Annotated in this window: 16 protein-coding genes and 1 pseudogene; 12 read left to right on the forward strand and 5 right to left on the reverse strand. The window is 71.5% G+C overall.

Annotated features, from left to right (window positions below; genetic code table 11):
• Positions 1 to 304 precede the first annotated feature (304 nt).
• On the reverse strand, positions 305 to 1,207 hold the full coding sequence (locus tag ABZO29_RS09365; RefSeq protein ID WP_367319676.1) for a helix-turn-helix domain-containing protein: 903 nt from the start codon (positions 1,205 to 1,207) through the stop codon (positions 305 to 307).
• A gap of 146 nt (positions 1,208 to 1,353) precedes the next feature.
• Here ABZO29_RS09365 and tkt point away from each other — a divergent pair, with 146 nt between their 5' ends.
• The 8 genes from tkt (at position 1,354) to ABZO29_RS09405 (ending at position 12,474) form a co-directional block, all read left to right on the forward strand.
• Positions 1,354 to 3,447: a transketolase gene (gene tkt / locus ABZO29_RS09370; RefSeq protein WP_367319677.1), complete on the forward strand. Its 2,094-nt coding sequence runs from the start codon at positions 1,354 to 1,356 to the stop codon at positions 3,445 to 3,447.
• A gap of 19 nt (positions 3,448 to 3,466) precedes the next feature.
• Positions 3,467 to 4,636, forward strand: coding sequence for a transaldolase (tal, locus tag ABZO29_RS09375; protein ID WP_367319678.1), 1,170 nt, complete (start codon positions 3,467 to 3,469; stop codon positions 4,634 to 4,636).
• Positions 4,633 to 6,204 (forward strand): glucose-6-phosphate dehydrogenase, encoded by a 1,572-nt coding sequence (zwf, locus tag ABZO29_RS09380; RefSeq protein ID WP_367319679.1) that lies wholly within the window; start codon positions 4,633 to 4,635, stop codon positions 6,202 to 6,204. Before tal ends, zwf begins: the two co-directional genes overlap by 4 nt.
• On the forward strand, positions 6,201 to 7,139 hold the full coding sequence (opcA, locus tag ABZO29_RS09385; RefSeq protein ID WP_367319680.1) for a glucose-6-phosphate dehydrogenase assembly protein OpcA: 939 nt from the start codon (positions 6,201 to 6,203) through the stop codon (positions 7,137 to 7,139). The genes zwf and opcA overlap by 4 nt, the downstream gene beginning before the upstream one ends.
• Before the next feature lies 1 nt (position 7,140).
• The gene (pgi, locus tag ABZO29_RS09390; RefSeq protein WP_367319681.1) at positions 7,141 to 8,787 is read left to right on the forward strand and encodes a glucose-6-phosphate isomerase; all 1,647 of its coding nucleotides are present in this window, start codon (positions 7,141 to 7,143) and stop codon (positions 8,785 to 8,787) included.
• Positions 8,788 to 8,793: 6 nt separating this feature from the next.
• Positions 8,794 to 9,672 (forward strand): phosphogluconate dehydrogenase (NAD(+)-dependent, decarboxylating), encoded by an 879-nt coding sequence (gnd, locus tag ABZO29_RS09395; protein WP_367319682.1) that lies wholly within the window; start codon positions 8,794 to 8,796, stop codon positions 9,670 to 9,672.
• Positions 9,673 to 9,679: 7 nt separating this feature from the next.
• Complete coding sequence (locus ABZO29_RS09400) at positions 9,680 to 10,267, forward strand: histidine phosphatase family protein (RefSeq protein WP_367319683.1); 588 nt, start codon at positions 9,680 to 9,682, stop codon at positions 10,265 to 10,267.
• Between the two features lie 743 nt (positions 10,268 to 11,010).
• The gene (locus ABZO29_RS09405; RefSeq protein ID WP_367319684.1) at positions 11,011 to 12,474 is read left to right on the forward strand and encodes a membrane-associated oxidoreductase; all 1,464 of its coding nucleotides are present in this window, start codon (positions 11,011 to 11,013) and stop codon (positions 12,472 to 12,474) included.
• Here ABZO29_RS09405 and ABZO29_RS09410 read toward each other — a convergent pair.
• Together ABZO29_RS09410 and ABZO29_RS09415 are read right to left on the reverse strand one after the other, a co-directional pair.
• Positions 12,461 to 14,254, reverse strand: coding sequence for a bifunctional sugar phosphate isomerase/epimerase/4-hydroxyphenylpyruvate dioxygenase family protein (locus tag ABZO29_RS09410; RefSeq protein WP_367319685.1), 1,794 nt, complete (start codon positions 14,252 to 14,254; stop codon positions 12,461 to 12,463). The two genes, ABZO29_RS09405 and ABZO29_RS09410, sit on opposite strands and share 14 nt — an antisense overlap.
• A gap of 13 nt (positions 14,255 to 14,267) precedes the next feature.
• Positions 14,268 to 15,143, reverse strand: coding sequence for a shikimate dehydrogenase (locus ABZO29_RS09415; protein WP_367319686.1), 876 nt, complete (start codon positions 15,141 to 15,143; stop codon positions 14,268 to 14,270).
• Positions 15,144 to 15,274: 131 nt separating this feature from the next.
• On the opposite strand from ABZO29_RS09415, the gene ABZO29_RS09420 reads away from it, so the two are divergent.
• Both ABZO29_RS09420 and ABZO29_RS09425 read left to right on the forward strand, forming a co-directional pair.
• Positions 15,275 to 15,940 carry a TetR/AcrR family transcriptional regulator gene (locus ABZO29_RS09420; RefSeq protein ID WP_367319687.1) on the forward strand — a complete coding sequence of 222 codons (666 nt, stop codon included), beginning with the start codon at positions 15,275 to 15,277 and terminating at the stop codon, positions 15,938 to 15,940.
• 160 nt (positions 15,941 to 16,100) lie between these two features.
• Positions 16,101 to 17,459, forward strand: coding sequence for an MFS transporter (locus tag ABZO29_RS09425; RefSeq protein WP_367319688.1), 1,359 nt, complete (start codon positions 16,101 to 16,103; stop codon positions 17,457 to 17,459).
• Positions 17,460 to 17,729: 270 nt separating this feature from the next.
• Here ABZO29_RS09425 and ABZO29_RS09430 read toward each other — a convergent pair.
• Positions 17,730 to 18,113: pseudogene (locus tag ABZO29_RS09430) on the reverse strand (VOC family protein); the annotation flags it as partial.
• A 160-nt stretch (positions 18,114 to 18,273) separates the two neighbouring features.
• Positions 18,274 to 18,723, reverse strand: a complete 450-nt coding sequence (locus tag ABZO29_RS09435; RefSeq protein WP_367319689.1) for a PPOX class F420-dependent oxidoreductase — start codon at positions 18,721 to 18,723, stop codon at positions 18,274 to 18,276.
• An 83-nt stretch (positions 18,724 to 18,806) separates the two neighbouring features.
• Between ABZO29_RS09435 and ABZO29_RS09440 the strand changes: the two genes are divergently transcribed.
• Both ABZO29_RS09440 and ABZO29_RS09445 read left to right on the forward strand, forming a co-directional pair.
• The gene (locus ABZO29_RS09440) at positions 18,807 to 19,388 is read left to right on the forward strand and encodes a TetR/AcrR family transcriptional regulator (protein WP_367326090.1); all 582 of its coding nucleotides are present in this window, start codon (positions 18,807 to 18,809) and stop codon (positions 19,386 to 19,388) included.
• On the forward strand, positions 19,385 to 20,755 hold the full coding sequence (locus ABZO29_RS09445) for an MFS transporter (protein WP_367319690.1): 1,371 nt from the start codon (positions 19,385 to 19,387) through the stop codon (positions 20,753 to 20,755). Before ABZO29_RS09440 ends, ABZO29_RS09445 begins: the two co-directional genes overlap by 4 nt.
• Positions 20,756 to 20,776: the final 21 nt, after the last annotated feature.

Here is a 20,776-nt window from a genome sequence, read left to right on the forward strand (position 1 = left end):
CCGCTACCGGCGCCGTGCCCCATCCCGCCTGGCGCACCGGCGCCGCCGGCATCCACCGCCTGTGGCGCGACGACAGCTTCGCCGTGGGCGCGCCGCTCGTCGGCGTGGCTCGGGCCTGCCCGCCGCGATGCGCATGTACCAGACCCGGCCGCAGCCCCTGGGCACCGTCCGGCGGGCACAGACCCGGCTCCATTGACGTTCCGTGCCGAACAGGCGCCCCGCAGGGCGCGAGGCCGCGTCGGCACGCGTGCGCTGCCGGCCACAGCCGGCCCGCGGATGTCGTACCGCACCACCCGCGGAGCGCTCAGTGCAGCTCCGACCGGAACGCCGCCGGCGTCATGTCCGTGTGCTGGTGGAAGAACTTGGAGAAGTTGGCCGCGTCCGGGAAGCCGACCGCCGCGCCGATGCGGCCGATCGGCAGGTCCGTGTGGGCCAGGAGCCGCTTGGCCTCCAGGACGACGCGCTTGTCGATGAAGCCCTTGGGTGTCTCGCCGGTGGCGGCGCGGACGGCCCGGACGAGGGTGCGGCGGGAGTAGCCGAGGGCGTCGGCGTAGGCGCTGACGCTGTGGTTGGTGGCGAAGCCCTTCTCCACCGCGTCCCGGAAGAGGGTGAACGTCGTGTCCGCCTGGCTGCGCGCCGCCTCCTCCGAGCTCGCCGCCAGGTGGGCCAGGCGGAGCAGGAACGCCGTCAGCGAGTGGCGCAGGACCGCCGTGTGCAGGCTCAGGGGGAGAGTCGCGGTGTCCTCGTACTCGCGCCGGAGCTGGGCGAGCGCCGCCTGAAGGCCGGCGAGCCCGGGCTCGTCGGGGTGGAGCAGCGGCGGCAGGTCGTAGCGGTAGAGCCCGGTGGCCTCCACCGTGGCGCGGGGCAGAAAGCCGGGTTGCATGGCCAGGACGGTTCCGCGGTACTCGCTGGTTCGCGAGAAGCGGTGCACCTGGCCCGGGCGTATCCACAGGACGTCGCCGGCGTTCGCCTCGTACTCGGCGAAGTCGATCATGTGGCGTACCGGGCCGTCGTCGAAGAACATCACGACGTGGAAGTCGATGCGGTGGACGCGCTCCAGCTCCCGGGAGGAATCGGTGTGCCAGGTGTGCTCGGTGCCCATCGGGCCCACATGCATACCGACGCCGGAGACGCTCAGCTCGACGGGGAAGGGGAAGGTTCGGATCCCGTCACTCCCCGCTCCGTCTTGGGTGTGTATGTCCGCCATGTCCTCTCCCACCCGCCCAGCTGCCGCCTTCCGTGTCCCACTTTCACCACAGGCTGACACAGGGCGACCTTCCCCCTTAAAAGTCAGACTTTTACTTTTGAACGCGTCAGAGCACCGAACCCTCTCCAATCGAGGACTTCTTGAAGATGAGCACGCAGACACCGGGCAGCTTCGACTGGACCGAACTCGACCGGCGTGCCGTCGACACCGCACGCCTCCTGGCCGCGGATGCCGTACAGCGGGTCGGGAACGGTCACCCGGGCACCGCGATGAGCCTGGCACCGGCCGCCTACACGATCTTTCAGAAGGTGATGCGTCACGATCCCGCCGATCCGGAGTGGACCGGCCGTGACCGCTTCGTCCTCTCCCCCGGCCACACCTCGCTCACCCTCTACACCCAGCTCTTCCTCGCCGGCTACGAGCTGGAACTCGACGACCTGAAGGCCTTCCGGACCCATGGTTCGATGACGCCCGGCCACCCCGAGTACGGGCACACGGCCGGCGTCGAGACGACGACCGGGCCGCTCGGCCAGGGTGCCGCCAACGCCGTCGGCATGGCGATGGCCGCCCGCTTCGAGCGCGGCCTGTTCGACCCGGACGCCCCCGAGGGCGAGTCCCCGTTCGACCACACCATCTGGGCGATCGTCTCCGACGGCGACCTCGAGGAGGGCGTCTCCGCCGAGGCCTCCTCCCTCGCCGGCCACCAGAAGCTCGGCAACCTCGTCTTCCTCTACGACGACAACCACATCTCCATCGAGGGCGACACCGCGACGGCCTTCTCCGAGGACGTGCTGAAGCGATACGAGGCGTACGGCTGGCACGTGCAGCGGATCGAGCCGGAGGAGAACGGCGACGTCGACGTGCACGCGCTGTACGCGGCGCTCCGGGCGGCGCAGGCCGAGACCGCGCGCCCCTCGATCATCGCGATGCGGACGATCATCGCCTGGCCGGCTCCGAACGCGCGCAACACCGAGGCCTCCCACGGCTCGGCGCTCGGCGAGGAGGAGATCGCCGCCACCAAGCGCGTCCTCGGCTTCGACCCCGAGAAGACCTTCGAGGTCGCGGACGAAGTCCTCGCCCACACTCGCGCCGCCCTCGACCGGGGCGCCGAGGCGCACGCCGCCTGGGACAAGCAGCTCGACAAGTGGCGCGGCGCCAACTCCGAGCGCGCCCAGCTCTTCGACCGGATCGTGGCAGGTCAGCTGCCCGAGGGCTGGGAGGACGCCCTGCCGGTCTTCGAGGAGGGCAAGGCGGTCGCCACCCGCGCCGCCTCCGGCAAGGTGCTCCAGTCGCTCGGCGCCGTCATCCCCGAACTGTGGGGCGGCTCCGCCGACCTCGCCGGCTCGAACAACACCACCATCGACAAGGCGTCGTCCTTCCTGCCGAAGGGCAACCCGCTGCCCGAGGCCGACCCGTACGGCCGTACGGTCCACTTCGGTATCCGCGAGTTCTCGATGGCCGCGGAGATGAACGGCATCGCCCTGCACGGCAACACCCGCGTCTACGGCGGCACGTTCCTGGTGTTCTCCGACTACATGCGCAACGCCGTCCGCATGTCCGCGCTGATGCAGCTGCCGGTCACCTACGTCTGGACGCACGACTCCATCGGCCTCGGCGAGGACGGCCCCACCCACCAGCCCATCGAGCACCTCGCCTCGCTTCGCGCCATCCCCGGCCTGAACATCGTCCGCCCGGCCGACGCCAACGAGACGGCGATCGCCTGGGCCGAGATCCTCAGGCGGCACGCCACCGACCCGGCCCCGCACGGCCTCGCGCTCACCCGCCAGGGTGTGCCGACGTACGCGCCCAACCCGGATGCGGCGAAGGGCGGTTACGTCCTGAAGGAGTCGTCGAAGGAAACCCCTGACGTCGTCCTCATCGCCACCGGCTCCGAGGTCCGGCTCGCGGTCGCCGCGCGCGAGCAGCTCGAGGCCGAGGGGATCGGCACGCGGGTGGTGTCGATGCCGTCCGTGGAGTGGTTCGAGGAGCAGCCGCGCGAGTACCGGGAGAGCGTCCTTCCGCCGTCCGTGCGGGCGCGCGTCGCCGTGGAGGCCGGGATCGCTCTGACGTGGTACCGGTACACGGGTGACGCGGGGCGCATCGTCTCCCTCGAACGCTTCGGCGCCTCCGCCGATGCGAAGACCCTGTTCGCCGAGTTCGGCTTCACCCCCGAGAACGTCGTCGCCGTAGCCAAGGCTGCAATCAATTCAACTACGGGCCTCGCCGCCGCCCGCGGTTGATCCGATCGCCAGAAAGAAGATGATCACTGTGACCGAAGCGACCGCGACAGCGGGAGTACTCAAGCGCCTGTCCGACGAGGGCGTCTCGATCTGGCTGGACGACCTGTCGCGCAGGCGCATCGAGTCCGGCAACCTCGCCGAACTCGTGCGGAACAGGCACGTGGTGGGCGTCACCACCAACCCGTCCATCTTCCAGGCCGCCATCGGCTCCGGCGAGGGCTACGAGGAGCAACTCGCCGACCTGGCCGTGCGGGGCGTCACGGTCGACGAGGCCGTACGGATGATGACCACCGCCGACGTCCGCGCCGCCGCCGACCTCCTGCGGCCCGTGTACGACGCGACGGGCGGCCGGGACGGCCGGGTCTCCATCGAGGTGGACCCGCGGCTGGCCCACGACACCCGGGCGACCGTCGCCGAGGCCAAGCAGCTCACCTGGCTGGTCGACCGCCCCAACGTCATGATCAAGATCCCGGCGACGAAGGCCGGCCTCCCGGCGATCACCGAGGTCATCGGCCTCGGCATCAGCGTCAACGTCACGCTGATCTTCTCCCTGGAGCGCTACCGCGAGGTCATGGCGGCGTACCTGGCGGGCCTCGAGAAGGCCCTCGCAAAGGGCCTCGACCTCTCAGCCGTCCACTCCGTCGCCTCCTTCTTCGTCTCCCGCGTCGACACCGAGGTCGACAAGCGCCTGACGGTCCTCGGCACGGACGAGGCAGTGGCGCTGAAGGGCAGGGCCGCCCTGGCCAACGCGCGGCTCGCCTACGAGGCGTTCGAGGAGGTGTTCGGCTCCGCCGGCAATTCGACACGGCACGGTGAGCGCTGGACCGCCCTCGTCGCCGCCCGGGCCAACAAGCAGCGTCCGCTGTGGGCCTCCACCGGGGTGAAGGACCCGGCGTACAAGGACACGCTCTACGTCGACGACCTGGTCGCGCCCGGCACGGTCAACACGATGCCCGAGGCCACCTTGAACGCGACCGCGGACCACGGCGTCATCACCGGCGACACCGTCACCGGCGGCTACGTGCAGGCCCGCGCCGACCTCGCGGCCGTCGAACAGCTCGGCATCTCCTACGACGAGGTCGTGCAGCAGCTGGAGGACGAGGGCGTCGCCAAGTTCGAGGTGGCCTGGCAGGGCCTGCTGGACGCCGTCACGAAGGCACTGGACAGCAAGGGAGTTGATGGGGAATGAACTCGGTCCCGGAAGTGACGGCCCCTGAGGTGACGGCTGCCGGCCTCGGCTGGTCCAACCCGCTCCGCGACCCCCGCGACCGCCGCCTCCCCCGGATCGCGGGCCCGTCCGGGCTCGTCATCTTCGGCGTCACCGGCGACCTGTCCCGCAAGAAGCTGATGCCGGCCGTCTACGACCTCGCCAACCGCGGCCTGCTGCCGCCGGGCTTCTCGCTCGTCGGCTTCGCCCGGCGCGACTGGGAGGACGAGGACTTCGCGCAGATCGTGCACGACGCCGTGCGCGAGCATGCGCGCACGGAGTTCCGCGAGGAGGTCTGGCAGCAGCTCTCCGAGGGCATGCGGTTCATCCCCGGCGACTTCGACGACGACACGGCGTTCAAGCAGCTGCGCGAAGCGGTCGAGGAGCTCGACGCCTCCCGCGGCACCGGCGGCAACTTCGCCTTCTACCTCTCCGTACCGCCGAAGTTCTTCCCGAAGGTCGTCCAGCAGCTGAAGAAGCACGGCCTCGCGAACGCGCCGGTGGGTTCCTGGCGGCGCGCGGTCATCGAGAAGCCGTTCGGCCACGACCTGGCGAGCGCCCGCGAGCTGAACGCGATCGTGCACGACGTGTTCGAGCCGGACCAGGTGTTCCGCATCGACCACTACCTGGGCAAGGAGACCGTCCAGAACATACTGGCGCTGCGCTTCGCGAACCAGATGTTCGAGCCGATCTGGAACCGCTCGTACGTCGACCATGTGCAGATCACGATGGCCGAGGACATCGGCATCGGTGGCCGGGCCGGCTACTACGACGGCATCGGCTCGGCCCGGGACGTCATCCAGAACCATCTCCTTCAGCTGATGGCCCTCACCGCGATGGAGGAGCCCGCCTCCTTCGACGCGGCGTCGCTGCTGATGGAGAAGCTGAAGGTCCTCAAGGCCGTGAAGCTGCCCGACGACATCGGCAGGCACACCGTGCGCGGCCAGTACGCGGCCGCCTGGCAGGGCGGCGAGAGGGTGCGCGGCTACCTCGAGGAGGACGGCATCGACCCGGCCTCGACGACGGACACGTACGCCGCCGTCAAGCTGAACGTCGACAACCGCCGCTGGGCGGGCGTCCCCTTCTATCTGCGCACCGGCAAGCGGCTGGGCCGCCGGGTGACGGAGATCGCGGTCGTCTTCCAGCGCGCCCCGCACTCCCCCTTCGACTCCACCGCCACCGAGGAGCTCGGCCAGAACGCCGTCGTCATCCGGGTCCAGCCCGACGAGGGCATGACGGTCCGGTTCGGCTCCAAGGTGCCGGGCACCTCGATGGAGATCCGGGACGTGACGATGGACTTCGCCTACGGCGAGTCGTTCACGGAGTCCAGCCCCGAGGCGTACGAACGTCTCATTCTGGACGTACTCCTCGGCGACGCCAATTTGTTCCCCCGTCACCAGGAAGTGGAAGAGTCCTGGAAGATCCTCGACCCGATCGAGGAGCACTGGGCGACGCACGGCAGGCCCGCGCAGTACGCGTCGGGCAGCTGGGGACCCGAGGAAGCCGACGAGATGCTCGCACGAGACGGACGGAGCTGGCGCAGGCCATGAAGATCGACCTGACCGACACCACGGCAAGCAAGATCAACAAGGCTCTCGTGCAGGGTCGCCGCGCCATCGGCACTCCCGCCGTGGGCATGGTCCTGACGATGGTGATCGTCACGGACGAGGAGAACGCGTACGACTCGATCAAGGCGGCCGAGGAGGCCTCGCACGAGCACCCGGCGCGCACCCTGGTCGTCATCAAGCGGCACGCCCGCACCCCGCGCGACCGCACGCAGTCGCACCTCGACGCCGAGGTCCGGGTGGGCGCCGACGCGGGAACCGGTGAGACGGTCGTCCTGCGGACCTACGGCGAGGTGTCCGACCACGCCGACTCCGTCGTCCTGCCGCTGCTGCTGCCGGACGCGCCGGTCGTCGTGTGGTGGCCGGGGGACGCGCCCGACGTGCCTTCGAAGGACCCGCTGGGCGCGCTGGCGCAGCGCAGGATCACCGACCTGTACGCGGTGGAGCGCCCGCTCGAGATGCTCGAGACCCGGGTCCACTCCTACGCCCCCGGCGACACCGACCTCGCCTGGACCCGGCTCACCCCGTGGCGTTCGATGCTGGCCGCGGCCCTGGACCAGGCCCGCACGGACATCACCTCGGCGGCCGTGGAGGCCGAGGCCGAGAACCCGGCCGCCGAGCTCCTGGCGCGCTGGCTGGAGGCCCGGCTGAACGTGCAGGTCGACCGTGTCGTCACCGCGGGTCCCGTGGTCACCGCCGTCCGCCTCGGCACCGCGAACGGCGAGATCGTCATCGACCGCCCCGAGGGTCCGCTGGCCACGCTGACCCTGCCCGGCCAGCCGTCGCGCACCCTCGCCCTGAAGGTCCGCTCCACCTCCGAACTCATCGCCGAGGAGCTCAGGCGCCTCGATGCGGACGAGATGTACGCCGTCGCCCTGCGCGGCGAGGTCGCCCCCCTGCGCACCGAGGAGACCGTCTGACATGCCCGGCACCCCCAAGCTCACCCGGCGGCCCGAGTGGACCGCCCTGGAGGACCACCGCGCCGAGTGGCGCGCGCATCTGCGAGAGCTGTTCGCCGCGGATCCCGAACGCGCGGAGCGGTACGTCGTGCGCGTCGGCGACCTGCGCATCGACTACTCCAAGCACCTGGTCACCGACGAGACCCTCGCCCTGCTGCACGAACTGGCCGTCGCCACCGACGTTTTCGGACTGCGCGACGCCATGTTCCGCGGCGAGAAGATCAACATCACCGAGGACCGCGCCGTGCTGCACACCGCGCTGCGCGCCCCGCGCGACGCGGTGATCGAGGTCGACGGCGAGAACGTCGTGCCCAAGGTGCACGCCGTGCTGGACAAGCTGAGCGACTTCGCCCGCCGTGTCCGCACGGGCGAGTGGACCGGCCACACCGGCAGGCGGATCCGCAACGTCGTCAACATCGGCATCGGCGGCTCCGACCTCGGCCCGGCGATGGCGTACGAGGCGCTGCGCGCGTACACGGACCGCTCCCTCACCTTCCGCTTCGTCTCGAACGTCGACGGCGCCGACCTCCACGAGGCGGTACGGGACCTGGACCCGGCGGAGACGCTCTTCATCGTCGCCTCCAAGACCTTCACCACCATCGAGACGATCACCAACGCCACCTCGGCCCGCTCCTGGCTGCTCACCGGCCCCGGCGGCCTCGTCGACGAGAAGGCGGTCGCCCGGCACTTCGTCGCCCTGTCGACGAACGCCGAGAAGGTCACCGGGTTCGGCATCGACCCGGACAACATGTTCGAGTTCTGGGACTGGGTCGGCGGGCGCTACTCGTTCGACTCGGCGATCGGCCTGTCCCTGATGATCGCGATCGGCCCCGACCGCTTCCGGGAGTTGCTGGACGGCTTCCGGATCGTCGACGAGCACTTCCGCGACGCCCCAGCCGAGGCCAACGCGCCGCTCCTGCTGGGCCTGCTCGGCATCTGGTACGGCAACTTCTTCGACGCCCAGTCGCACGCCGTACTGCCCTACAGCCACTACCTGTCGAAGTTCACCGCCTACCTCCAGCAGCTGGACATGGAGTCCAACGGCAAGTCGGTGCAGCGCGACGGACTCCCCGTGGAGTGGCAGACCGGCCCGGTGGTGTGGGGCACGCCCGGCACCAACGGCCAGCACGCCTACTACCAGTTGATCCACCAGGGCACCAAGCTGATCCCGGCCGACCTGATCGGCTTCGCCCGGCCCGTCGCCGAGCTGAGCGACGAGCTCAAGGCGCAGCACGACCTGCTGATGGCCAACCTGTTCGCGCAGGGTCAGGCACTCGCCTTCGGCAAGACCGCGGACGAGGTGCGTGCGGAGGGCGTGCCGGAGGAGCAGGTCGCGCACCGCACCTTCAGGGGCAACCACCCGACGACCACGATCCTCGCGACCGAGCTGACCCCGTCGGTCCTCGGCCAGCTAATCGCGCTGTACGAGCACAAGGTGTTCGTGCAGGGCGCCGTCTGGAACATCGACTCCTTCGACCAGTGGGGCGTGGAGCTGGGCAAGGTCCTCGCCAAGCGCGTCGAGCCCGCGCTCACCGAGGGCGCCCACGTGCCCGGCCTCGACCCTTCCACCGCCGCCCTCGTGGCCGCTTATCGCTCTCTTGGGAAGTGAACTGACATGCAGCTCGGACTCATCGGTCTCGGCAAGATGGGCGGCAACATGCGCGAGCGGATCCGCCGCGCCGGCCACACCGTCGTCGGCTACGACCGCAACCCCGAAGTCTCCGACGTGGCGAGCCTCGCCGAAATGGTCGACAAGCTCGAAGCCCCGCGCGTGGTGTGGGTGATGGTCCCCGCGGGCGGTCCCACCCAGTCCGTGGTCGACGAACTGGGGGACCTCCTGTCGCCCGGCGACACGGTCGTCGACGGCGGCAACTCCCGCTGGACGGACGACGAGAAGCACGCCGAGGAGCTGGGTGCCAAGGGCATCGGCTTCGTCGACGCGGGTGTCTCCGGCGGCGTCTGGGGTCTGCAGAACGGCTACGCGCTGATGGTCGGCGGCGACAAGGAGCACGTCGACCGGCTCCAGCCCGTGTTCGAGGCGCTCAAGCCGGAGGGGCCGTACGGCTACGTCCACGCCGGCAAGGTCGGCGCCGGGCACTTCTCGAAGATGGTCCACAACGGCATCGAGTACGCGATGATGCAGGCGTACGCCGAGGGCTGGGAGCTCCTGGAGAAGGTCGACTCCGTGGACAACGTCCGCGAGGTCTTCCGCTCCTGGCAGGACGGTACGGTCATCCGCTCCTGGCTGCTCGACCTCGCGGTCAACGCCCTCGACGAGGACGAGCACCTGGAGAGGCTGAAGGGCTTCGCACAGGACTCCGGCGAGGGCCGGTGGACCGTCGAGGCGGCCGTCGACCACGCGGTGCCGCTCCCCGCCATCACCGCCTCGCTCTTCGCGCGGTTCGCGTCCCGCCAGGACGACTCCCCGCAGATGAAGCTGATCGCCGCCCTGCGCAACCAGTTCGGCGGTCACGCCGTCGAGTCGAAGGAGTAGTCCGGCCGTGGGGGACCTCCTGCTCGTCCGCCACGGCGAGACGGAGTGGAGCGTGTCGGGACAGCACACCAGCTTCACCGACCTGCCCCTCACGGGGCACGGCGAGGAACAGGCCAAGTCCCTCGCTCCACTCCTGTCCGGCCGGCCCTTCTCTCTCGCACTCACCAGCCCGCTGCACCGCGCGGTCCGCACCGCCGAACTCGCGGGTCTCACCGGGGTGGTTCCCCACCCCGACCTGCACGAGTGGGACTACGGCGGCTACGAAGGCGTCACCACCGTCGAGATCCACCGCACCCGCCCCGACTGGGACCTGTGGACCGACGGCGTACCGCCCGGCCCGGACGGCCACCTCGGCGAATCACCGGCCGAGGTGGGACTGCGCGCCGACCGGGTCCTGTCCCGGGTCGACGCGGCCCTGCCCGGCGGCGATGTGATCCTCGTGGCCCACGCCCACGTCCTCCGCGTCCTGACGGCACGCCGACTGGGCCTGACACCCGCGGACGGCCGCCTCTTCCAGCTGGCGACGGGCACGGTCAGCCGCCTGTCGACCGAGCACGGGCGGCCCGTGATCGCGGAGTGGAACACGAGGCCGTGACCGAAACCGGGTGGCGGGGAGGCCCGGCAGTGCGACGACCGCGCAGCTGTCCGTCTGTGGGCAGGACCGCCCCGACCGCCTCCGCCGCGCCCTCGGCCCCGGCAGCAGAGCAAGGGACCGTACCGTCCCGACGGCCACAGCGAGCGGCGCGCCCCCGCACCCGCACAGCCCCCGGCGGTGAAATTCTCGGTTCGAACGACGCGAACGCGCCAACCGGGCGTGCGGCTCCGCCACCACCACCATGGCCGCCGCACGCATCGCCGTGACCAGGGGCCGGGCACGGCAGCAGAGCAAGGGACCCCGTACCGTCCGTCCCGACGGCCACGGCGAGCGGCGCGCCCCCGCACCCGCACGGCCCTCGGCGGTGAAATTCTCGGTTCGAACGACGCGAACGCGCCAACCGGGCGTGCGGCTCCGCCACCACCACCATGGCCGCCGCACGCACCGCCGTGACCACGGGCCGGACACGGCAGCAGAGCAAAGGACCGTACCGTCCCGACGGCCACGGCGAGCGGCGCGCCCCCGCACCCGCACGGCCCTCGGCAGTGAAATTCTCGGTTCGAACGACGCGAACGCGCCAACCGGGCGTGCGGCTCCGCCACCACCACCATGGCCGCCGCGCGCACCGCCGTGACCACGGGCCGGACACGGCAGCAGAGCAGCCGCAGCCGCGACGAGGCGGCAACCGCGAACGGGCCGAGGTGAGTTGACACCGGCGAGCGGCCGGGTCAGAGTCGCGGCTGATGGAGATCAACGATCTGACACCGGCCGAGGAGCGGGTGTGGCGGGCGTTCGCGACGGGCGCGGCGGTGGACTTCCGTGAGAGTGCCGACGACGACGCGGCTCGGAGTGAGGCGTGGGGTCCCCGACGCAGCGTACGGGCAGCCGTGTTGCGGGCCCTGCTCCTCAACGGCCCCCGGGAACCCGGTGAGGTGGCGGCCCTCAAGATCAGAGGGGCGCGGATCACCGGAACGCTGGACCTGAGATACGCCACGGTCGAGAGCGTCGTCCACCTGAGCCACTGCCGCTTCGACGACGCCCCGGACCTCTCCGGAGCCCACCTGCCCTACCTCAACCTGCGCGACTCCGTGCTGCCCGGCCTGTCGATCGCGCGGGCCCGTGTGGACGGCAGCCTCCGGCTGACCCGCTGCCGGTTCGACGGGCCCGTGCATCTGGGCGGGTCCCAGATATCCGGCGTGCTCTTCCTCGAGCGGGCGGAGCTCACCGCGCCGCCCTCGTCCGGGCCGGTCCTGCGGCTCAACCACGTGACCATCGAGGACGACCTGTGTGCGCCCGGGCTGCGCACACACGGCGGGATACGGCTCGACGGCGCCACCGTCGCCGGATCGGTCGACCTCAACGACGCACGGCTCCACCACCCGGGCAACGCCGTCCTCGACGCACAGACCCTCGCCGTGGAGGGCGACCTCCTCATGCGGCGCCTGGAGTCGGACGGCTGGATGGGCCTGCGGGGCGCCCGTATCGCGGGCCGGTTCGACCTGTCGTACGCCCGTCTGTCGAACCCCGGCGACGCGGCGCTGAGGGCGAGCAGCTGCACCATCGGGGAACTCTGGCTGCGCGGGGGCCCGCCCTTGGAGGGCCACCTCAATCTGCGCCGGGCCCAGATCGACGTGCTGTTCCTGGACCCGGCGGTGGTGCCGGATGAGGTCCTGTTCAGCAGCCTCGTCTACACCACGCTCACCCCGCTCGAGCCCGCCGAGCGCCGGCTGCCGATGCTGGAACGGGACGGCGACGGTTATGTCCCGCACGGCTACGAGCAGTTGACCGCCGCCTACCGCCGCGTCGGCGACGACCACGCGGCGCGTCTCGTCCAGCTCGCCAAGCAGCGCCGGCACCGCTCCACGCTCCCGTGGCTCGGCCGGCTGTGGGGACACGTCCAGGACGCCACGGTCGGCTACGGCTTCCGCCCCCTGCGCGCCGCGGTCTGGCTGCTGTCGCTGCTGGCGATCGGCTCGGTCGCCTACGGTCTTCACCACCCGCCCGCGCTCAAGCCGGCCGAGGCACCGGACTTCAACCCGGTGTTCTACACCCTCGACCTGCTGCTGCCCGTGATCTCCTTCGGGCAGGAGGGCGCCTTCGATCCGCAGGGGGGATACCAGTGGCTGTCGTACGTCCTCGTCATCACCGGCTGGATCCTGGCCACGACCGTGGTCACCGGCGTGACCAGGATGGTCAGCCGCCAGTGACTCCCCGCACGGCGTGCTGCGCTGCCAGCCGCACCGGCGCGTTCTGGGCGCCGTAGCCGCGGTAGCCGTCGCGCTGGACGAGCTCGAAGAAGACCCGGCCGACCGTCCGCGTGTAGCAGTGCCGGAAGACACCGTGTGCGTCGCGGTCGTAGAGGATGCCGAGGTCGCGGTAGGTCGCCAGCTCGTCGTCGGTGAGGTCGTACCGGGCGGCCAGGTCGTCGTAGTAGTTCGCGGGCACCGGCAGCAGCCGGCCGCCTCCCTCCCGGAAGCGGCGGGCCGCGGCGACCACGTCGCCCGTGACCAGCGCGATGTGCTGGGCATGGACGGTGTCGTCGCTGGGCGCCGCGCCGACGGAGAGGGCGATACGGACGCTTCCGTCGGCGTTGGTGACGGGCCGGCTGCGCAGCAGTCCGTACGGGTCGGCCACGTCGACGCTCTCCTGTGCGTGCAGCCCGAGGACGCTGCGGTGGAAGAGGGTCGCCTCGTCGAAGTGGTGCCAGGGCTGGGTGAGGGCGAGGTGGTCGATGCGGTGGACGTCCGTGGCCGCGGGGGTGTGCGGGACGTCCACGAAGTCGGCGCGCCAGTTGGGGAGTTCGGGACGGCCGGTGGCGCAGAAGAACAGTTCCGTGCCGTCGGGGGCGGCCACGGCGTCGAGCGGGGCGTCCTCGAGGGCGCGGCGGCGCGGCAGGACGGGCGCCAGCAGCGCCTCGGCGCGGCGGGCCGCGCCGGCGGGGTCCGGTGACTCCAGCCCGATGGCGGCGAGCTGGACGCCTTCGCGGCGCGCGGCCGGCCCCGTGTTGACGAGGATCCGTGCCTCGCCCTGCTGCCACAGGTCGACGGGCTTGCTGCGGTGCCGGGCGGCACGCGTGAAGCCCAGCGCTGCGAGCAGCGCCGAGACGGGCTCGGTGTCGGGGGTGACCAGTTCGGCGAAGGCCACGCCGGTGGGGACGACGGCGGCGGGCGGGGCGACGAGACCGACGGTCTCCTGGAGCACGAGCAGCGAGCGGTGCGCGTCCACGGCGGTCGGGCCGGCCTCCGCCTGACGGAAGACGTCGTTGAAGACCTCGAGGGAGAGCGGACCGTCGTAGCCCGTGCGCAGCACGTGGCCGACGAGCCCGGCGACGTCGAAGCCGCCCTGGCCCGGGAAGCAGCGGTAGTGGCGGCTCCACTGCAGGACGTCCATCGCGAGCAGCGGGGCGTCGGCGAGCTGGAGGAAGAAGATCTTCTCGCCCGGGATCTCCTCGATGCCCTTGGGGTCGGAGCCGCGGGAGAGGATGTGGAAGCTGTCCAGGCAGGTGCCGAGCGCGGGGTGACCGGCCTGGTCGACGATGTGCCAGGCGTGGTCGTACGTGCTGACGTGCCGGCCCCAGGCGAGCGCCTCGTAGGCGACGCGGATGCCGAAGTCCTGGGCCAGGTCGGCGAGCCGGCTCAGCTGCTCGGCGGCGAGCGCGTCGTCGTCCTCGGCCAGCGGGTGGACGCTGGAGCAGACGAGGACGGTCTTGGCGCCGAGCCTGCCCATCAGCTCGAACTTGTGCCGTGCGCGACGCAGATTGCGGGCGAACTCCTCCGCGGGCACGGCCTCGATGTCCCGCATCGGCTGGTAGAGGTCGATGCCCAGGCCGAGGTCGGCGCAGCGGGTGCGGATCTCCTCGGGCGTGAGCGGGCTGGCGAGCAGGTCGTTCTCGAAGATCTCGACGCCGTCGAAGCCGGCCCGGGCGGCCGCCGTGAGCTTCTCGGTGAGCGATCCGCTGAGGGAGACGGTGGCGATGGACGTGCGCATCCGGAGGGCTCCTCTACTTCGGTGCGGGCACGGCACCGGTCAGCTCGGCGATGTCCGCGAGCATCCGGGCGCTGTCGGGCTCACGCCCGGTGAACAGGCGGAACGCGTCGACGGCCTGGAAGGCCGCCATGCCGCCACCGTCGAGGGTGGCGCAGCCCAGCGCCCGAGCCGTGCGCAGCAACTCCGTCTCCAGCGGGCGGTAGACCACCTCGGCGACCCAGAGGCCGGGGTGGAGCAGATCGGCGGGGAAGGGCAGACCGGGGTGGGCGGCCATGCCGGTCGGGGTGGCGTGCACGATGCCGTCGGTGCCGGTGAGCAGCTCCGCCAGCCGGTCCCGGGTCGCGTGGGCGGCGCGGCCCGCGCCGAAGTGGCGGTTCAGGGACGCGGCGAGGTCGGCGGCCCGGTCGGGCAGCGCGTCGACGACGGTGACCCGCTCGGCGCCGAGGGTGAGCATGGCGTGGGCGACGGCCGCGCCCGCTCCGCCAGCGCCCAGCTGCACTAGCCGCTCCAGGGGGGCGTCCGGCAGGCCGCGGGCGAAGGAGGCGGCGAAGCCGGTGACGTCGGTGTTGTGTCCCACGGCCCGGCCGTCCTCGAACACGACGGTGTTGACCGCGCCCAACGCCTCGGCCTGCGGGGCCAGCGCGTCGAGGTGCTCGAGGACGAGCTGCTTGCACGGGTGGGTGATGTTGAGCCCGTCGAAGCCCAGCTCGCGGGCGCCGCGCACCAGGTCGCCGACCGCCTCGGGCGGGACGCCGAGGGTGTCGATGTCGATGAGCCGGTACAGGTAGCGCAGGCCCTGGCGGTCGGCCTCCCGCTCGTGCAGCGCCGGGCTGAGCGACGGGCCGATGCCGGAGCCGATCAGTCCGACGAGATACGAGTCCTTGGGCACGTGCGGCCTCCCGGGCGAGAGTTAATGTACGAACTAGTACGTTAGTCATAGCAGCGAAGGCGGGCATTGGGAAGATGCGCCCCCGCGACCTCCTACAATCGCGGCACCGACACCTCGCCCGAAGGAACCCGATGACCAGCGTCGACGAACCGGCACGACCCGGCGGGCGCATCCGTGACGCAGCCCGCACCCAGGCCGAGATCCTCGACGTCGCCACGCAGGAGTTCGCCCGGGCCGGCTACGACGGAGCCCGGGTCGACGACATCGCCGCCCGCACCCGCACCACGAAGCGGATGATCTACTACTACTTCGGCGGCAAGGAGCAGCTGTTCACGGCGGTCCTGGAGCGGGCGTACGGCGTGATCCGCGAGGCCGAGCAGGAGCTCGACGTCGAGCACCTGGACCCGGTCGCGGCGATCCGGCGGCTGGCCGAGCTGACCTTCGACCACCACGAGCAGCACCCCGACTTCATCCGCCTGGTCAGCATCGAGAACATCCACGGGGCCGAGCACATCGCCGCCTCGGAGAAGCTCGGCAGGATCGGCTCGCCGGCCCTGGACGTGATCCGCCGGATCCTGGACTCGGGGCAGAAATCGGGCCTGTTCACGGCGGATGTCGACGCGGTCGACCTGCACGCGATGATCAGCTCGTTCTGCTTCTTCCGGGTGGCCAACCGGCACACCTTCGGCGCGCTGTTCGGCCGCGACCTGGTGGACCCGGCGCAGCGCGCGCACTACCGCACGATGCTCGGCGACATGGTGATCGCCTACCTGACGGCGGAGCGGGCCGCCGACTGAGGTGGCACGGCGCCACCCCTTGACACCCGGGAAACGTGGGCGCAACATCCCTACCCACCGAGACTAACTATCCAGTGGGTTAATTAGCCGAAGATCCGGCACCTCCCTCCCCATCCCCGCCCACTCCGCCTACGTTGGAGTTCCCCCGAAGGAGCACGCCGTGTCCGTCCCCGCGTCCCCCTCGTCCGCCACCGCCCCGCCCGGCCAGCCGAAGAAGGCGGCCACCGCCGCCTGGATCGGCAGCGCCCTGGAGTACTACGACTTCTTCATCTACGGCAGCGCGGCCGCTCTGATCTTCCCGAAGGTCTTCTTCGACGAGTCCGACCCCGCCACCGCGACCCTGCTGTCGCTGGCCACCTTCGGTGTGGCGTACGCGGCCCGCCCGGTCGGCGCGCTGTTCCTCGGCCACTTCGGCGACCGGGTCGGCCGGAAGAAGATCATGGTCTTCACGCTGATCCTGATGGGCCTGTCGACGTTCCTCATCGGCTGCCTGCCCATCCGGGCACAGGTCGGCGGGCTCGCGCCGGTGCTGCTGGTGGCCTGCCGGGTCCTGCAGGGCATCTCGGCGGCGGGCGAGCAGGCCAGCGCCAACTCGATGACCCTGGAACACGCGCCACCCAACCGGCGCGGCTTCTTCACCAGCTTCACCCTGAGCGGCACCCAGGGCGGGCAGCTGCTCGCCACGCTGGTCTTCATCCCGGTCGCCGCACTCCCCGAGAACCAGTTGCTCTCCTGGGGCTGGCGCATCCCCTTCTGGATGAGCGTCGCGGTCGCCGTCGTCGGTTTCGTCATCCGCCGCAAACTGGAGGAGACGCCGGCGTTCGCCCGGCAGGCCGCCTCCGAGGGCGTCGTGAAGCTGCCGCTCGTGGTGCTGCTGCGTGAGCACTGGGCGGACGTGCTGCGGGTGATCGGGGGTGCGCTGATCGCCTCCGTCTCCACGATCTTCACGGTGTGGGCGCTGGCGTACGCGACGAGCGACGCCGTCGGCATGAGCCGCTCCTCGATGCTGTGGGTGGGCGCCCTGGCCAACCTGGTCGCGCTCGCCGCCATCCCCCTGTGGGCCAGGCTGTCGGACCGCATCGGCCGCCGTCCGGTGTACCTGATCGGCGCGGCCGGCAGCGCGGTGATGATGTTCCTCTACCTGTGGTCGATCTCCACGGGCTCGTACCCCCTGACCCTGCTCCTCGGCATCATCACCTTCGGTGTCGTCTACAGCGCCGCGAACGGCGTGTGGCCCTCCTTCTACGGCGAGATGTTCTCGACCCGGGTCCGCCTGTCCGGCATGGCGATCGGCACGCAGATCGGCTTCGCGGTGGCCGGTTTCGCGGTCACCTTCGCCGCGGAGATCGCGGGCCCGAACGGCGACGACTGGTCCTCGGTGGCCCTCTTCACCGCGGCCCTCTGCCTCCCGCCGGTCGTCGCCGCCCTGTCGGCCCGCGAGACGGCCAAGGTGCCGACGGAGCGCCTGGGCGAGCGCTCGCATCGGGAGGCGGCACAGCCGGAGACGGTGACGGCCTGATCCCGTACCGGACTCCCGAGTCCCCGGACGCCATGCGGGCCCCGGGGACTCGGGCACGTCCTGCGTCCGCGGACGGCGCGGCCGGTACAGCGCCACGCCGGGTGAACTCGACCCCGGAGGCGCCGAGTTCGGCGATCGTCGCGTCGACGTCGTCACGTGAGAATCAGCCAGCCGTGCCCCGCGTCGACGTGGGACCAGCCCATGTGCCCCATTGATCACGCCCGGGGGCCAGTGCCCGCCCGGCGGAGCCACCCGGAACCCCACGCTCTGCGAGTTGGACCACGCAAGCGTGCACAGCACCAGGCGGTACCCGTCCGGGTCCTCGATCGTGACACCTCACTCGTTCCAGTAGGGGTCGGGCGACCGCACCCGCTTGCCGCCCTGCTGCTCGAGCCCGGCGACCAACTCCTCGGGCACCGGGCCGTCGAGGTGGATGACGAGCAGATCTTCCTCCGTGGGCCGGGGCTCGACGGGACGGCCGGGGTGGTGGACGAGTTCCAGGTGCCGGTCGGCGTCTGGCCGCCGAGCATCAGAAGGTCGTGTTCGCCGGGTTCGGGGCCGGCCTCGGCCCGCCGCACGACGTTCAGGCCGAGGCCCTCGGCCCCAGAAGCGCTCGGCCGCCGCGAGGTCGCGGGACGGGCGGGCGATGCGGATGCGAGGACCGGCCCCTCCGCACTCGCCCCGTTGACAGCTGACGTTTCGCGCATGAACATCGGCCGGAACGAGCAGAAGAGAACAGCACGCACGAGACCTCCGCGCACTCCGGCCGGTTTCAGGGGCGGCCGGGGTGCGCGGTCCGCATCGGTCTCCCCGGTCAGCCCCCGTTGGCGCCCTTCGGGATCCCGTACGCCCGCTCCACCCGCAACCGCACCACCAGGCGGCGGTCGCGGACCATGGCGGACCGGTAGTCGTCCCAGTCGGGGTGCTCGCCCAGGACGTCGCGGTACAGGCGGACGAGCTCCTCGACGGTCTCGTCGTACGGATCCTTTGCGACGGGCGACAGCTCGGCCGTACCCTCGGCGACCGTGTAGGCCCACCGGTCGTTGGTGGTCACGTGGTAGGACGCCCGGGGGTCGCGGCGCAGGTTCCGGGTCTTGGCACGGTCGTCCGTGACGGAGATCCGGAGGACGCCCTCCTCCGGGTAGTAGTGGTGGCTGACGTTCGACAGCTGGGGGCGACCGTCTCGCTTGAGGGTGACCAGCACCCCGCTGCGGCCGTCGGAGAGCAGCGCGAGCAGTGCGTTCTGGGTCGCGTCCTGAGTCATACCCCGATCAACTCGCCCGACCGGGCCGCGCATTCCCGTGCGGCACCACTCGGTAGACACTGTCTACTACCGCCTGGTAGACACTGTCTGTGACCGAACCCGAACTGCGAACCCGGCTGGTCGACGTGGGTGTGGAGCTGGTGGCCCGGGAGGGCGCCCAGGCGCTGACCCTGCGGGAGATCGCCCGCCGCGCCGGTGTCTCGCACGGAGCGCCCCGCCGCTACTTCCCCACCCACCTGGAACTGCTGTCGGCCATCGCCCGCCGCGGCTTCGCCGAGCTGGCCGGCCGTGCGACGGCGGCCCTCGACGCTACGGCGGCAGGTCCGCGCGCACAGCTGACGGCACTGGGCGAGGTCTATCTGACCTTCGCCCTCGGCAATCGCGGCATGTACGAGCTGATGTTCCGTCATGATCTTCTGCAAAGCGGTCACTTGGGGCTTCGGAACACGAGCCTTCCGCTCTTCGCCGTCCTCGTCGAGCTGGTCGGCCGGGTCCGCCCCGACGCGGACACCCACGCCGTGGCGGGCGCGCTCTGGGCGAACCTGCACGGCATCGCCCAGCTGTGGGGCTGGGGAAGTCTCCAACTCGCCACACGGGCCGAGGACTTCGAGCCGCTGCTGCGGGCCGCCCTGGACGCGCACCTCGGGCCCGCGGGCGACCGGTGAACCGTGCCCTCACCCTCGCCGGCAGCGTCGCCGGGGCGATGATCGTCGCGCTGGACGGCACGGTCCTCACCGTCGCCCAGCCCGCCCTCCGGCACGACCTGCACGCCTCCTTCGCACAGGTCCAGTGGACAAGCACGGCCTATCTCACAGCGGTGGCCGCCCTGTTGGTGTTCGCCGGCCGATTCGGCGACCGCTACAGCCACCGGCGCACCTTCGCGGTCGGCATGCTCGGCTTCGGAGCCGCCTCCGCGGGGATAGGGGTGTCCCCCACCGTCGGCTGGGTGATCGGACTGCGCGTCGTACAGGGCGTGTTCGGCGCGCTGTTGCAGCCGGCCACGCTCGGGATGCTGCGCGCGGAGTTCCCGCCCGACCGGCTGCGGATGCCCATCGCCGTACGGACCGCCGCCATCGGGGTGGCGGCCGCCGCGGGGCCGGTCGTCGGCGGGGCACTGGTGAACGGCTTCGGCTGGCGGGCCGTCTTCTACGTCAATGTCGTACCGGCCCTCGTGTTCGGCGCACTCGCCCTCACCGGCCGCGGGCCCCGGCGACCGCCCGCTCCCGCGACCCGGCTGGACATACCCGGCGCGCTGCTGCTCTCGGTGTCCCTGGCCTGCCTGGTGCACTCGCTCGTCACGCTGCCGGAGTCGGGGCGGCTGCCGGCCGGCGGGCTCGGACTGGCTGTGGCCGCCGTCGCCGGCGCCGCCCTCGTCCGGCACGAGCGGCGTACCGCGAGCCCGCTGCTGCCGCCGGACGTCGTCGGCTCGCCCGCGGTCGGCGCGGCGCTCGGCGTCCTGGTCGCCGCGTCGGCCGCCCTGCACGGCACCCTGTTCGCGTGCATCTACGTCCTGCAGGACGAACTCGGCCTCGACCCCTTCCACAGCGCCCTGCTCAGCCTGCCGCTCCCCGCGCTGATGGTGATCGCGGCTCCGGCGTGCGCGGTCCTGCTGCGCCGGGTCGGTGCCCGCCGTACGACCACTGCGGCGACGGTGGTCCTCACGCTCGGCGTCCTGATGCTCGCCCGGGCCTCGGGCAGGGTCGCGCTGTGCGCCGGGTTCGCGCTGCTGGGCGCCGGGTTCGGCACGGTGATGGTGGCGGCGACCCATGTCGTCGTACGGCAGGCATCCGTGGCGTCGGCCGGGGTGGCGGGCGGGCTGCAGCAGACCGCGCTGAACGTCGGTCCGGTGCTGGGGGTGGCCGCGGCCGGCACCCTCATGGGCCTGGGCGGGGCCCGCTCACCGCTGCTGGTCCTGGCCGGGGTGGCAGCGGCAGCCGTACCCGCGGCTGCCGCCCTGCCGGGTCGCGGTGTCACGGCGATCACAAATGACAGGGATGGCGGGGTCCACCTCGGTGTTCCTGCGCGACGATGATGTCTGAGGTCGTCCAGGCGG

It is taken from the genome of Streptomyces sp. HUAS ZL42, from assembly GCF_040782645.1.
Classification (GTDB): Bacteria; Actinomycetota; Actinomycetes; order Streptomycetales; family Streptomycetaceae; genus Streptomyces.

Bases quoted from the DNA above. Each gene is read 5' to 3' on its own strand.
- ABZO29_RS09365 (WP_367319676.1), bottom strand. From the start codon at position 1,207: ATGGCGGACATACACACCCAAGACGGAGCGGGGAGTGACGGGATCCGA.
- tkt (WP_367319677.1), top strand. From the start codon at position 1,354: ATGAGCACGCAGACACCGGGCAGCTTCGACTGGACCGAACTCGACCGG.
- tal (WP_367319678.1), top strand. From the start codon at position 3,467: ATGATCACTGTGACCGAAGCGACCGCGACAGCGGGAGTACTCAAGCGC.
- zwf (WP_367319679.1), top strand. From the start codon at position 4,633: ATGAACTCGGTCCCGGAAGTGACGGCCCCTGAGGTGACGGCTGCCGGC.
- opcA (WP_367319680.1), top strand. From the start codon at position 6,201: ATGAAGATCGACCTGACCGACACCACGGCAAGCAAGATCAACAAGGCT.
- pgi (WP_367319681.1), top strand. From the start codon at position 7,141: ATGCCCGGCACCCCCAAGCTCACCCGGCGGCCCGAGTGGACCGCCCTG.
- gnd (WP_367319682.1), top strand. From the start codon at position 8,794: ATGCAGCTCGGACTCATCGGTCTCGGCAAGATGGGCGGCAACATGCGC.
- ABZO29_RS09405 (WP_367319684.1), top strand. From the start codon at position 11,011: ATGGAGATCAACGATCTGACACCGGCCGAGGAGCGGGTGTGGCGGGCG.
- ABZO29_RS09410 (WP_367319685.1), bottom strand. From the start codon at position 14,254: ATGCGCACGTCCATCGCCACCGTCTCCCTCAGCGGATCGCTCACCGAG.
- ABZO29_RS09420 (WP_367319687.1), top strand. From the start codon at position 15,275: ATGACCAGCGTCGACGAACCGGCACGACCCGGCGGGCGCATCCGTGAC.
- ABZO29_RS09435 (WP_367319689.1), bottom strand. From the start codon at position 18,723: ATGACTCAGGACGCGACCCAGAACGCACTGCTCGCGCTGCTCTCCGAC.